This is a genomic window from Acidovorax sp. GW823-FHT05D11, assembly GCF_058795695.1.
Genome location: NZ_CM179502.1, coordinates 3,102,194 through 3,115,450, shown reverse-complemented (window position 1 = coordinate 3,115,450; position 13,257 = coordinate 3,102,194). Strand labels below are relative to the sequence as shown.

Below are 13,257 nucleotides of genomic sequence, written 5' to 3'. Positions count from 1 at the left end.
TTTATTTCCCCAATATTGGCAAATCTATCAAAAATTCTGCTCCGCCCAGGTGGCCTGGTGTGGATACAGAAACAGTTCCTCCTAAATCTCGTACGGTATCTCGTACAATAGTTAAGCCAAGTCCTGTTCCATTGCTTGACGACGTAATGCCAGGCAGCCAAATTTCATTCGTTTTTAAATCTTGAATTCCTGGGCCGCTATCAGAGACAACGATTTGGCACCTTGATTTGCTTACCGTTGTTTGTATTTTTATTAGGCGATGATCTGTTCCGGCTCGTCTGAATGCGTCAACTGAATTATTCACAAGATTTGCAAGAATTGATTCAAATGCAGCTTCGCTTGCGTATATAAAGGGATTTTCGGAGGAGAGATCAAGTTCAACCTGGGTGTCTCTGCCTCGCCAAAATGGAGCCATCAAATCAATAAGCGTTGATATGGTTTTGTGCAAATCTACTTTGCCAATCTTCCTTTTTTCAGCTTTAATTAGGCCAAGAGTGGCTGCGCCTAGTGTGCTAAGTGATCCAACTGAGATCGCTATTTTGTCGGTAGGTCCTAATAATCGTGGACGCTCATCTATCGACGTAATTTCATTTATTCTTCGTTGCAAGGTTTTAAGGTTGAGGGAGATCACCTTCAATGGATTGCCTTGACTTTCATGCGCAAAAGTGGCTGCCGTGATTCCTGCCGTGCTTAGAGTTCTGTATAACTGAATTTCTTTCCGCAATGCGTCTGCTTCTCTATCCCTTGAGGAAGCGTATTTCTTGAAAGCCACTTCAACTGTAGCGCGCGAATCATTGGGGATTTTTAATAGCGCTGCAGCAAATGCGTCTTTTTCAGTTTTTGCAGCTTCTTCCGCTTGTTGCTTCTCGAAGGCTCTTCGCTGCTCTGCTTGCGCCAAGCGCCATTTAGCCAGCCACTCTAAGGCATCGAGAGCAAAACTCGTGAGTTCTACAAATGTTTCGTCTTCAATAAATCCAGATCGATCTGTCTTTTGAACTAGTTTATAGGTGCTGCGGCTTTTTAGTACTACTCGACCAATTGAATTGTTCGTGCTGGGCCTCTCCTCCGGGCTACGTGCTCTCGAAAGATTGATTTGAAGCCAGTCATTGCCGGGGTCTCCGTATGGAGCGACACGGACATTATCCTGATATATATGGACACCACCAAAGTGGTTCAGCCATTGCCGAATTTCTCCAACGCGAGATTTCCTTCCCTGCATGAAGCTGTTGGATTTAAGGAGGAACGTCCATAAATCGAATTGGCAAGGGGGAGCGTAATATGGTTTATCTTGTTCTTTTCTTTTTATTTCCGCATGCCCGGCGGATGCTAATTCTTCACCTCGCCAGTCCAATAGCCTTACAGTGGCTCTCCCATCAGAGTCCAAGGTGGCGGACAAATGAAAATCCGATTCGTCAAAATATTTTTTCTTTACAAACTTCTCAATATCAGTGAATTCTGCGCTTTCCAGTTCGACTTGGAAGCCTGTTGTGCTATCACCAAATGGGTCTGTAAGCAGAATAAGGGACCTTGCGAGTTTTCTAACTTCATCTGCCCTAACGGCTGCCCGTAGTGATCGCAATTCGATAACTGTTCCATGTCCACTGCTTGTTTTTTTATCTGTATTTATCGAAAGGCTAACATCTTCAACGGTTTTTGCCTGCTCGAAGTCATCCCAGTTAATATGTAGTGAATGAATACTTCTAGGTGCCCCATTCTTAACGGACGAAAGGAAAACCTCTTTTCCCATTCGCAGCGCAGCGAGCCGTCCTAAGCCTTTACTGCCAGCCGGCGTTCTACCTAAATCTGTCTGCACATCAGAGCTTTTTTCTGACTTTCCTAGAACAAGCCACGAATCTTTGATGGCGTTTTGATCCATACCATTGCCATCATCGGAGACGCGAATGATTCCGCCTATTCCACTGGTATCAAAAAGTTCGATTTTGCATGTCCGTGCATCTGCGTCATACGCATTTTTTACTAACTCTAGAATGCTTTGATCGAAGGTTTGATTGAGTTCTTCCCCGAGTCTGGCAAGTATTCGAGGAGAGAATTTCAATTTAGCAGATTGCATTGATTAACTCTCCCAGTTCTGCAGCGGAACGGACTTCAAGGCGGCGGTTGTAAGGTGCCTGCAGCGGATTTGATCGTTAATGTGATCAGTTGTGGCTTGGTCGCCTAGGATTTTTGCTAGCTTGCGACAGTCCTCAAGACTTTGGTTTCTGGGTAGAGCAACAATTAGGTGATTTTCTACCGCTACTAATTCAGGTGCAGTAATAATTGTGCAGATTATTCTCTGTTTGTCCGAAGGGTTAGATGTGCGCCGTATTGCTACAAATGGGGTTTTGAAGCAACTACCGTTAAAACGTCTATGTGTAGAAATCTCAGTCTCCGCATTGGCAGGAGCGTTGCTGACGCGAAGATAAGGCTTCCATGAGCCCTTATCTCCTTTATGTCTGTGTGGAACAACGGAGCCAACCCGGATCAAGAAAAAATCATCTACAGTTGCATTGCAACGAAGGACCGCAGCCGGACTTGTATCTACGTTCGGAGTGCTGTGGATTTCGTATCGATTTATGAATACATCTACATCTGTTCGTTTTTCGAAGCGACCATATATTTTTGTTTTTGTAGTGCTGGCTCGCTTTGAGATTTCCTCCCTCCACCGCTGGTATCGGGTTCCACCTCTTAATACATCTGGAAGCACCGCGATGACGACTTGTCCTTCTTTTCTATAATTTATAACCGCCTCTAAGAATATTGCTGCGAGTTGGGTTTTTCCAGTGCTCCAAGTGCAGTTGATTTCTGCGTTTCTGTGTCCGAATGGAGGATTGACTAATATGCAGTCAAATTCCCTGCAAATAGATGGGCTGCTGAGATAATCAATTTTTTGGATGTTTTTGAAAAGATTGCTAGCTTTTATATCTGTGTTTTCTGTCAAAAGACCATGGCGGTTTTTGGCTAGCAATGCCAGTCGCCATTTTGCGGCATTAACAAATGCTTCATGCAAGTCTGTACCTCCCAATCTCTCGCCCCAGGCATCTAAAGTTTTGGATAAACTATCTTCAAGAGGGAGAAGCTTCGCCGCCGCAATTAAGAGGTCCCCTGCGCCGCAAGCGGGGTCAAATATTCTGGCGCCATTTATTATTAGGTCTTCTGCAAATCCTGCAGTTTCTTGAGACAACGCATGACCGCTAAAAAAAATCCCGTCCTTTGTTCGGATGGGCCTTGGGATTTTTGCGTGTACTTCATCTGCGGCAGCGCCGTCAAGTAGCCGATGAACCTCTTGATCGACAGTAGTGGTTTGAACTGACTTCTGGACTTGCGCCACAAATGGGAGGTAAAAATTGTCGGGGGATTGCAAATTGGGCGACATTTGTTATTGACTTTTTGCTTGACTAGCGGGTCGTGAAGTTCAGTGTATGTTGCGTTACAAGCGTTCTACCCTGAACGGCAGCTTTCCCAGGTGCGGCTCATGTACTACTGTGCATGTTGGACGCGGTGGGTTGGCCGTAATGTGAGAGCTAGGCTGGTGAAGCAAGGAGTAAATGGGCTCAGTTTGTACCTGCTGCCGTATAGATAGATGCAACTGCCTTCTCCATTGCTTCGCGTACCGGGTCAATCCACAATCGGTCATAAGTCTTCGTGGTGTCCAAGGACTTGTGGTTGAGGGACTTACCGATGATCGATAAATTTGCTCCGCTCCCTGCCATCCAAGCACCAAATGTACGCCGTAGGTCATGAAGCCGCACGTCTTCGATGCCCGCTTTTTTGCGAATGGTTTCCCATGCTCGCTTGGGTTCGACCAGATGGCCTTGGGCCCCTGTGCTGGGGAACACGAAAGGGCTGTTGGCGGCGTCGGGGTCTGCCTTGCGTTCCGCGAGGACTTCCAGCGCCTGCGGGAGTAGGGGGATGATCTGCGACTCGCCGTTCTTGGTCTCGGGGATCGTCCATTCCTTCCGCACGAGGCTGATTTGGTCCCAGCGCATAGCCAGCACGTTGGAGCGACGTGCGCCCGTGACCAAGCTCATCTTGATGTAGTCGCGGGCCACGGGATTCCTGCATTCGTTCACAGCCTGGAAGAATGCCGGAAGCTCTTCACGGGTCAGGAAGCGCGAACGTTTGTTTTCCTTGTGCCGCCTGACGCCGCGACACGGATTCAATCCATCGTAAAGCTCTGCGCGGATGGCCTCGCTGAAAACGCTGCTGACCAAGGCTAGCACGCGGTTGGCGGTGATGGGGTGCGTTTCCGCGATCTTGTTGAAGACAGTCTTGATTTCGTGAATACCGATCTCGGACAGGCTGCGCTTGGCAAGGTTGACGCCGTACTTCCGGTCGGATAGGTACTTAGTGAACTTTGCTAAGTCCTCCTTGTGCGTCTTCTTGCGTGGCTTGCTGTGCTGTTCATAGTACAGCGTGAACATCTCGCCGAAGGTGATTTCCGCGCGTTGCTGCCGCTTCTTGTCAGCGGGGTTGCTGCCCAGCGCGACTTTGCCATTGTGTTCGATGGCCTTGGTGCGCGCTTCGTCCACCGTGAGGTCGGTGGTGCGGCCGATCTTGATGCGCTCGGGGCGGCGGTTGATCTTCTTGTACAGAACGTAGGTCTTGACGCCGCTGGCGCCGACGCCGACAGCCAAGCCGGGCACTTTTGTGTCGTAGTAATACTTCCAGCCGGACTCCGGGATCGGAAGGTTTTCGATGCTCGCCTTGGTGAAGTTGATGCGGTTGGTGGAGCTTGTCATGGTGGTCAGAACCGTCATGGCAAACGACCATCGGATGGACTTCTGGTTGCTACCGTATTGCTACTGTGCAAGCGAATTGCTACCCCATTGCTACCATCAGAGTCGATTTTGCATGACGCATGAAAACTTGGTTGATTTAAAATTTCCATTATAAATCAACAGTTTATGATGATTTTTGACCGTTCATGACCTCGCATGATGCTATGCTTTTTGCGTCTTTTAATCCGTTGGTCACAAGTTCGAATCTTGTACGTCCTACCACCCGATTTCTTGTGTGATATGAAAAGCCTGCTATTGAATAAATAGCAGGCTTTTTTGTTTTGGGTTCAGGAATAGCCTCAGATGGGCTCATCACTACCCAAAAAAGGTAGCGTGCTACCCGGCGCCCCGGTAGGGTCCCCGTACCATGGCAAGCATTCAAGAAAGACCGGGTGGCGAATGCGGCTGTCAGCGGTCATCAGGATCGCGGCCCGAACCCTTTCAGCTACACCACTGCGGGTCGGACCGAGAAAGGTCTGCCGGCGGAAGTGGCTTGGCGCTGCGTGCCGCCATGGCAGCTCCCTATAGGTAGCAAGTGAATTCAACCGTCCGATACACTTGAACACATATGTATTCATATGGAGGAGCGGAGATGAACTTGCGCAGTGCCTGCGTCGGCTTGGCGTTCTTGGCCGCGGCGAACGCGGCCCAAGCCATTTACACGATCAACATCGATCAGGTGGGCGCGGATGTTGTGATGACAGGCTCCGGCTCGCTCAATACGAGTTCAATGTCTGCGTTGACAACCATCGGGTTGTGCGCTGCAGGACACGGGTTGATCCACAACAACGCTATCTGCATCGGGACGGAAACGACTGCAGACATGTTCAGCGGTGTGCTATTCCCAAGCTTGACTGGCGTAGCCTCCACACCACAAGCCGGCACTGGTTCCATGGGGCCTGGCGTCTACATTCTCGGTGCCGATCTTTATTTGCCCGAGAACTACATCTCTGAGGCTTCCATCTCGAACTCAACGACGTTCGCGGGGACAACCCTCGCGGGAGCGGGGCTGACCGTCGGAACCCGAACGCTCTTCTTGCCCTCGGGCGACGAGATCATCATCAACATCGGGCTGGCTCCGCCGCCAGTTGTCCCCGCCGCCAGCATTCCTACCTTGAGTGAGTACGCCTTGATGGCCATGGCGTCAATGATGGCCATGCTGGGCATCGCAGCAGTGAGACGCAGGCGGGGCTGAAGGCTGCCCGGGCTTTCCAGCAGGAACCCCGATCAGCGGCAGCGCCACTGCCGGGCCCCAGCTATGCACACAGGACCCGAAGTTGACGTGTCGGTTGACTTTTGAGGTTGGCGGCTGCACGTCATCTGGCAGTTTCAGGTTGCTTGCTGCTGCCAATCAACCAACGTCCGCCCCAGGTCTTTTGGGTGGCCACAAGGACCGCAGCGTGTTCCTGGATCGCTGCGGGCCAGCTTCCGCACATCGACAACAGCCACGGCATCGCGCCGCGGGGGAACCTCCAGGCGGCGTGCACAGCGCTAGGCCACACGGCCATTCTTGAAGAACGTGCGCTCGGTTTCGCGCGGCTGGCTGCCGTCGGGCTGGCTTGCCATGCGCACCACGGGGCCCTGCAGAAAGCCTGCCACCAGTTGGCCTTCGCGCCATTGGCGCATGTCGGCATCGAGGCTCAGCATTTCGAACAGGCGCCCCGTGCCCTGGGGGGCCAGGTCGTTTCCCTGCGCGTCCAGGCAGCGCAGGTAGCGCGTGGCGCCATCATGGCCCTCGATGCTTTCGGTGTTGAGTGCGCCGCTGGGCCAGTAGCGCAATTGATGTTCGCCCTTGTCTTGGCGCCTGCAGCGCAGCAGTGGTGCGCCACAGGGGTAGAAGTGCTCGCTGCACAACTCCTCTCCGTACCAGTACAACTGCGTGCTTTCGCGCTGGCCCTGGGCGTCGAAAGCCTCATGCAGGCCATGGTGGCCCAGGCCCAGTGCCAGCCGGTCGCTGCGCACGGACTGCAGGGCGCCACTCATGAAGTGCTCGCCGCTGGTCCAACTGTTGCTGGCCTGGCTGGGGTAGTGGATCCAGTGGCGACCGCGCTCATTGCCAAAGCCCTGTGTCTCGCACTGCAGCAGCGTGCGGTCGGGCGAGAACCAGACCACGTCGCAACCGCAGTCCTGATTCTCGAAGACGTTGGGGCCGATGGGAAAACCATCCACGAAGCGCAGGCGGTGCGCACCGTCTGCAAGCGTCACATGCTCGACACCGCTGCCACGCAACCCGGGCACGGCCGCCAGGGCGAAATAGCGGTGTGGGTGGCGCACGATGTCCTGCTCCAGCCGCTGGCGGACAGCGTGGTGCAGGGCGAAGAATTCGGTGGCGATGGCTGCAAGGCGCTCCCCGTGCGGGGCGAGCAGAGCCTGGTAGGCGTCCCAGGCATCTTCGTCACCGCCTTCTTCTCTCTCATCATCATCATCATTTTCTTGGTCCGGATACGCCTGCGCGACCATATTCCAGATCGCGTGCGCTTCCTCGATCAGCGGCAGCACGGACGCATAGACGGGATTGGCCGCGATGATGCCCGGCACCGCGCTTGCATCGTCCAGATGCGCGGCCACGTTGTCGAAGTACTGATCCACGCCGCCATTGGAGACCTGCGCGTCGAACAGGTCGAAGTAGTACACCGCCCGCGCCAGCGGCGCGAAGCCGTCAGGCCCGGATGCGTGCAGCGCATCGACGACGGCACGGCTGAAGTACGGGGCGCAGCGCAGCAGCGCGGGCCAGTCGGCAAGGGGCAGTCGTGGGCTCATTCCATGTCCTTGTGCTGTTTCAGGAAGGTCTCGCAGACCTCGGGCCGGTTCAGCCACCGGGCCGATTGGTCCTCCATCGCTTCGGCATCATCGGAGCCGGGCGAGGTGATGAACAGAACCGCAGCGTTGGCCCCCTGGCGGTGCCGGCCCAAGAAGCCCTCGTTGTCCAGCCGCTTCAATGCCTCGATCAGGGCGTGAGGCTCCTGGGCCTTGACGGTGTCGGATGAAGCCACGTCACCGGAGCCATGGCCCTGTCCATGGTCCTCATTCTTTATGCTCCCGTATTGATAGCTGCTTGCGATTTGTGGACGGGCGCTGGTGGCTATTTTCATTTACGTCACCTGTACGAAGAAGAGGCCACTGCAGTCGGTGCTCTCGTTGGCCTGCGTGGGCAGGTACAGGTAGCCTACCCCGTCGGCCAGGTAAAACAGGTTGCGCAGCGGCGCGGGCAGGTTGCCGCCGTCGATCTGCAATGCGAAGGCCAGGCCGCCGAGTTCCAGGTCTTCGTTTTGCAGCCATTGCGGCGCACCGCCGATGAAGGACCGCGCGTCCCCGCCGGCCTGCACGTGGATGCCGTGCGGGGGCAGTTCCAGCGCGCTCTGCACCAATGTGCCGGCCTCGTGCACCAGCACTTGCGTGGTGCCCCGGCGCAGCAGCGCCAGTTCGGCCGGGTCGCCGTGGTAGGTGATCTCGTCGAGGAAGTACGTGCCCGGCGCGTAGGTGGTGAAGACCGAGGCGATGCGGCCCGCGCCGATGTCAATGCCCGCATGCTCGGCCAGGAATGCCGCGGGCAGCGATGCGGCGAGCACCAGCGGCCGGCCCGAGGGGCCGTGCGGCCAGTGGGCCACGCCGCCGATCAGCGCGCCGCCGCCCAGGCGGGGCGCCAAGGGGTGAACGCCGTCAGGGGTGATGGTGAGGGGTGTCGGCATGGTTTTGCTTCACATGTGATGGCTGCTTGCGCTTGCTGGAAGGGTGGTGGAGGTCGGTTTAGATCAAATCACTTCTTTCATCACACGCAGCGCCAGCAGTGCATACGGTACTGGGAGATGCTGGTCAATCGCAATCTGCGAAGCAAGGTGCGAAGTAGTCTTCGTAGAAGTCGATAAAGCTGGGTCCGGTGCGATCGACATGGCCGCTGTGCGAGCTGGGGTAGAAGTGCACCACGGGATTTTCGCCGTCCACCACGCGCGATGTGTCCAGGCAGGACGGCTCGTTGTCGTCCCCATTGCACTGAATGGCCACGAGGTAGCAGTGGCGTGAACCCGCGTCTTGCCGCCAATGCAACGTGTCGTCGTGCGCGGTGCCGCGCCCGCCCAGTGGCTCGCCCGCGGGTAATGCGGAAATCGGGAACAGATCCAACCCACCGTCGCCGGTGCGCAGGATGAAGTTGCGGACTGAGCCGGAGATGCGCAGGTTGAGTGCCGCCTCGACGTTGGCGATGGCCTGCTCGATGCTGGCACCGGCTCAGCTGACTTCGGCATCGGTATCCTGTCGCGCAAGATCATGCAGACGGATAACCAAAGTGCCGATGCGTTCACGGGAGCGTGAATTCCTGATGTTCTCTTTGGCAGTGGCATCTGATCTGGGGTTCATGGCACATCCTGCCTCCGTGCCTCCGTGCCTCCAGACCCAGGCTGGCGCCAAAGGTCCGGCGTGGATGTGGCGCAGCGCGGAGGCTGCCAAGGAAATCAAGATGCTGATTGGTGAAAGCGTTTCACGGGTTGGCCAGGGCGCCACACTGGTTGACCAGGCCGGCACAACGATGACCGAAGTGGTCAGCGCCATCAAGCGCGTGACGGACCTCATGGGAGAGATCAGCGCCGCCAGCGAGGAACAGAGTCAAGGCGTGGCGCAGGTGGGAGAAGCGGTGATGCAGATGGACTAGGCCACCCAACAGAATGCGGCGCTGGTCGAAGAGATGGCGGCAGCGGCTAGCAGCTTGAACAATCAAGCGTCAGAGTTGGTCAATGCGGTAGCGTTTTTCAAATTGTCAGGCGCAGATGGAGCCGTCGTGCGCAGCCGCAAAACCGAGTCGTTCCCCGAACAACGACCTACCGTTGCCGCTCGTCTAAGGTAGTTCGCCGAGGAGGGGACCGCCTTGGTCGATGGCCAGGCGCGGACGGCAGGCATCCTCCACGACGGCTTTCAGCGATGCCATCCCGCGCGCCCGCAACTGTCATCTCCGGGCCCTCCAGGGGCATATCCAAGATTGCCTACCTCCTCGGCTCAACCACCGGGAACATCGTCTCGAAGCTGTCGAACATTGCCAGCAACTCGCCAAGCTTGGCGCGGTCACCCTCGACCTTGATCTGCCCGGTCTGCACCGCTTCGAGGAAGGTGGTCTGCCTAAGCGTAATTGCGTCCAGCGTGGCACGGCTCAGGGTGAGGGTTGTGTCTGCATTGCGGGCTTGGCCACTGGCATGGGTGAGTGCCGAGTTCTCCAGCGTCAGCGCGAACTGCTGCTTGGAATCGGTGAAGTTCCAGTTGATCACCATCTTCTTGCCTTCGGCCTTGGCCGCATCAAGGCGCACAGCCAGGTAGTCGAAGTACAGCTCGTTGCTCACCGCCTTGAGCGTGTCGGGGGTGCTGCTGCTGCGCGCAGGGATCTTCGGTACTCCGCCGCGCAGTTCCATCGCACCCGCCAGGTAGGCGTTGCGCCAGGTGCTGGCCTCGGACTGATAGCCCAGCTGCTCCAGGGCGTCGGCGCCCAATTGGCGCGCCGCGCTGTTGTCCGGATCGGCAAACACCAGCTGATTCATCACGCTGGCCACCCAGCGGTACTCGCCTTTCTTGAAGTCATCGCGGGCACGGGCCAGCACGGCATCTGCGCCACCCATGTATTCGATCGTCTTTTTCGCATGGGGCACGGGTGGTAGCGGGTCCAGGTTGGCCGGGTTGGCGTCGTACCAGCCCAGGTACTTCTGATAGACCGCCTTGGCGTTGTGGCGCAGTGTGCCGTAGTAGCCGCGTGCCGACCATTCACGCTCCAGGCTGGCGGGCATGCGCAGTTGCTCGGCGATGTCTTGCGGCCCCAGGCCGTGGTTGAGCAGGCGCAGCGTCTGGTCGTTGATGAACTTGTACATGTCGCGCTGCTTCTTCAGCAGGTCGGCGACACGCTCGCGCCCCGTCACCGGCCAGTGGTGCTGCGTGATCATCACGTCGGTCTTGTCGCCGAAATCCAGGCGTGCGCGATCAATGTATTTGGCCCACAGGTTGCCATCGCGCACCTCTGCGCCGCGGATGGTGTAGAGGTTGTGCATCGTGTGCGCCACATCCTCTGCCATGTTGAGCACGCGCTGTTGCGGCAGGTGGATCAGCATCTCTGCTGGAGCCTCTGAACCCGGCACCAGCTGGAACACGAAGGCCACGCCGTCGATGGTGCGCTCCTCCGTGGTTTTTTCGATAGTGCTGGTAGGCGCGATCAGGGTGGTGGTGCCGCTGGCCAGACGTTTGCCCAGGCCGGCGTCGACCTGGCCGCGCGGGCCCGAGGGCAGCAACACGCCGAACTGGTAGTGCGCACGGCGGCTCATCGCGGTGCCGGCCAGGATGTTCTCGGCCACGGCCGACTCCATGAAGCCCGACGGCGCGATCACTTGTACCTTGCCGGCCGCGACATCGGCCTCGCTGACCACGCCCTTGACGCCACCGAAGTGGTCGGAGTGGCCGTGGGTGTAGATGACGGTGCCCACTGGTTTCCTGGGTCGGTGCTGGTAGTAAAGATCGAGCGCTGCGCGGGCGGTCTCCACGGAAAGCAGCGGGTCGATCACGATCAGGCTGGTGTCGCCTTCAACAATCGTCATGTTCGCGAGGTCAAAGCCGCGCACCTGATAGACCTTGTCGACCACCTTGAAAAGGCCGTGGATGAGATTGAGCTGGGCCTGGCGCCAAAGGCTCGGGTTGACGCTGTCAGCCGGCGCGTCGACCTTCAGGAAGTCGTAGGGCTTCAGGTTCCAGACCGGGCGCGCGCCGGTACCCGGCACCAGCGCATCGGGCACCGTTCCGATGAAGCCGCGCATCGCATCCTCGAAATCCTGGCGATCGGCGAAAGGCAGCGCCTTCGCCATCTCTGCATTGGCCTTCAGCGTGGCGGGCTCGGGCGCCTTGGGTGCGGTCTGCGCCAGGACCGGCGCGGTGGCCAGCATGCAGGCCCAGGCGGCGAAGGCAATGGGAAGGAGGGAAGAACGGGGCATGGTTGTCTGCTTATGTGAATGAGGAACAAGCGAGCGACCCATTCTCGAGAGCATTCAAATCCTTGGCAAATGCAAAATATGTGCTGACATTTAAAGAAAAACGCAAAATGCAACTACGACAGCTCGAACACCTTGTTGCCCTCGCCGACCATGGCAGCTTCGGCCGCGCCGCGCTGGCGGTGCATTTGTCGCAGCCCGCGCTTTCGCGCAGCATCGACACCCTCGAGGACAGTCTGCAGGCGCGCCTGGTCGACCGCGCCTACGGCACCGTGCGCTTCACGCAAGCTGGAGAGCTGGTGCTCGCGCGCGCCCGCGAATTGACCGCCGATGCGCAGCAGATCCGGCGCGATGTACTGCAGCTCGAAGAGCTCGCAATCGGCCGCCTCGCGGTCGGGCTGGGCCCGTTCGCGGCTGGCACGCTGGGCCGTGCGGCGTTGTCGCTGATGGCGCAGCGTTATCCGCAGCTGACGATGCAGGTGGAAGTGGCACATGCGAATTCGCTGTGTGAACGGCTGTACAACCGACAGCTGGACCTGTTCGTGGCCGACACACGAGACCTGAAGAAGCAGCCTGGCCTCAAGATCGCGCGTCTGCCCAACCAGCCGGTCTCGTTCTTCGTGCGGCCCAAACATCCGCTGAGCCAGCTCAAGCAGGTCACGCTGGCGCAGGCCATGCAATATCCCATGGCCGGTCCGCACCTTCCTGCCGAAGTGGCCATTCAATTCCATCAGCAGTTTCCTCGGGCTGACCGGGCTGTCTTCAACGTGGCCTGCGACGACGAAGGCACGCTGCAGCATCTTGCCCTGACCGCGGATGCGGTGATCCTCGCACCGCATGCCGCGGCACTCAAAGCGAATACCGACACTCTCGTGCAGTTGCGGATCGTGGGCTTCACGGACATGCAAACGCACTACAGCCTGGTGACGCTTGTGGGGCGCACGCCTTCGGCCGCGGCCCGCGCCTACATCGGCGTCCTGGCCGAATTGCTCGGGCCTGCAAGGTAGCGTGCACACAGGCCGCGGCGCCGGCAGATTGGTCAAGTGCGTTTTTGCTGCACGCCCAGCCGCACCGGCTGGGAAGAATGGACCTTGGCACCGTACCCGCTGCGCGGGGACTGGGCGAACGATAGTGGCCAGCTTGCGATGTTTTCTTACAAAGCACTGGTTCACATAGCGTTGACAATTTTTCCTCCACACGCCACCGGAGGTTGGTCATGCCATTTGAGTACCTGCAAGAACTCGCCGCTTGCGAGCTTCCATTGACTGTCCACGACCCTGCCTGCATTGACAAACTCAGGGTACTTCGGGCGGCCGATCTTGTCGCGGTGCTGGTGTCCAATGATGAAAGCCCGGTGCCATTCGCACGGGTGCTCTCGCTCACGGACAAGGGGCGAACGATGCTGGCCCAGGGCGAGGCGCGTGAAATCCTGTGACCGGGTATGGGGTGGGCAGCTCTGTGCCCGCGGTTTGGACCTCTCCGTGTGACCCCCTGCGACAAGGGCCCCGACGATGTCGGCCGATGGAGACCCC

11 protein-coding genes and 1 pseudogene are annotated in these 13,257 nt (G+C 57.5%); 4 read left to right on the top strand and 8 right to left on the bottom strand.

Going from position 1 to position 13,257, the window contains the following annotated elements; translation table 11 throughout:
* Window position 1: 1 nt before the first annotated feature.
* The 3 genes from AC3RCE_RS14440 to AC3RCE_RS14430 all read right to left on the bottom strand — a co-directional run bounded on the left by AC3RCE_RS14440 (window position 2) and on the right by AC3RCE_RS14430 (window position 4,739).
* Window positions 2-2,071: a sensor histidine kinase gene (locus tag AC3RCE_RS14440; RefSeq protein ID WP_492253310.1), complete on the bottom strand. Its 2,070-nt coding sequence runs from the start codon at window positions 2,069-2,071 to the stop codon at window positions 2-4.
* 3 nt (window positions 2,072-2,074) lie between these two features.
* The gene (locus tag AC3RCE_RS14435; RefSeq protein WP_492253309.1) at window positions 2,075-3,373 is read right to left on the bottom strand and encodes an N-6 DNA methylase; all 1,299 of its coding nucleotides are present in this window, start codon (window positions 3,371-3,373) and stop codon (window positions 2,075-2,077) included.
* Window positions 3,374-3,551: 178 nt separating this feature from the next.
* Entirely contained in the window at window positions 3,552-4,739 is a 1,188-nt protein-coding gene (locus tag AC3RCE_RS14430) for a tyrosine-type recombinase/integrase (protein ID WP_492253308.1), read from the bottom strand.
* 631 nt (window positions 4,740-5,370) lie between these two features.
* Between AC3RCE_RS14430 and AC3RCE_RS14425 the strand changes: the two genes are divergently transcribed.
* Complete coding sequence (locus tag AC3RCE_RS14425) at window positions 5,371-5,973, top strand: IPTL-CTERM sorting domain-containing protein (protein WP_218341132.1); 603 nt, start codon at window positions 5,371-5,373, stop codon at window positions 5,971-5,973.
* Between the two features lie 296 nt (window positions 5,974-6,269).
* Here the strand turns inward: AC3RCE_RS14425 and AC3RCE_RS14420 are convergent, their stop codons facing one another.
* The 4 genes from AC3RCE_RS14420 to AC3RCE_RS14405 all read right to left on the bottom strand — a co-directional run bounded on the left by AC3RCE_RS14420 (window position 6,270) and on the right by AC3RCE_RS14405 (window position 8,945).
* On the bottom strand, window positions 6,270-7,538 hold the full coding sequence (locus AC3RCE_RS14420; protein WP_492253307.1) for a DMP19 family protein: 1,269 nt from the start codon (window positions 7,536-7,538) through the stop codon (window positions 6,270-6,272).
* On the bottom strand, window positions 7,535-7,870 hold the full coding sequence (locus AC3RCE_RS14415) for a hypothetical protein (protein WP_492253306.1): 336 nt from the start codon (window positions 7,868-7,870) through the stop codon (window positions 7,535-7,537). Before AC3RCE_RS14415 ends, AC3RCE_RS14420 begins: the two co-directional genes overlap by 4 nt.
* Window positions 7,871-8,467, bottom strand: coding sequence for a hypothetical protein (locus AC3RCE_RS14410; protein WP_492253305.1), 597 nt, complete (start codon window positions 8,465-8,467; stop codon window positions 7,871-7,873). It lies immediately after the preceding gene.
* A gap of 124 nt (window positions 8,468-8,591) precedes the next feature.
* Window positions 8,592-8,945 carry an SMI1/KNR4 family protein gene (locus AC3RCE_RS14405; RefSeq protein WP_492255385.1) on the bottom strand — a complete coding sequence of 118 codons (354 nt, stop codon included), beginning with the start codon at window positions 8,943-8,945 and terminating at the stop codon, window positions 8,592-8,594.
* 256 nt (window positions 8,946-9,201) lie between these two features.
* Here AC3RCE_RS14405 and AC3RCE_RS14400 point away from each other — a divergent pair.
* A pseudogene (locus tag AC3RCE_RS14400) lies at window positions 9,202-9,615 on the top strand (methyl-accepting chemotaxis protein); the annotation flags it as partial.
* Between the two features lie 136 nt (window positions 9,616-9,751).
* Here AC3RCE_RS14400 and AC3RCE_RS14395 read toward each other — a convergent pair.
* Window positions 9,752-11,728 (bottom strand): alkyl/aryl-sulfatase, encoded by a 1,977-nt coding sequence (locus AC3RCE_RS14395; protein WP_492253304.1) that lies wholly within the window; start codon window positions 11,726-11,728, stop codon window positions 9,752-9,754.
* 62 nt (window positions 11,729-11,790) lie between these two features.
* On the opposite strand from AC3RCE_RS14395, the gene AC3RCE_RS14390 reads away from it, so the two are divergent.
* A complete protein-coding gene (locus AC3RCE_RS14390; protein ID WP_492253303.1) occupies window positions 11,791-12,732 on the top strand; it encodes a LysR family transcriptional regulator in 942 nt (313 codons plus the stop codon).
* A 209-nt stretch (window positions 12,733-12,941) separates the two neighbouring features.
* The gene (locus tag AC3RCE_RS14385) at window positions 12,942-13,160 is read left to right on the top strand and encodes a hypothetical protein (protein WP_218294817.1); all 219 of its coding nucleotides are present in this window, start codon (window positions 12,942-12,944) and stop codon (window positions 13,158-13,160) included.
* Window positions 13,161-13,257 lie beyond the last annotated feature (97 nt).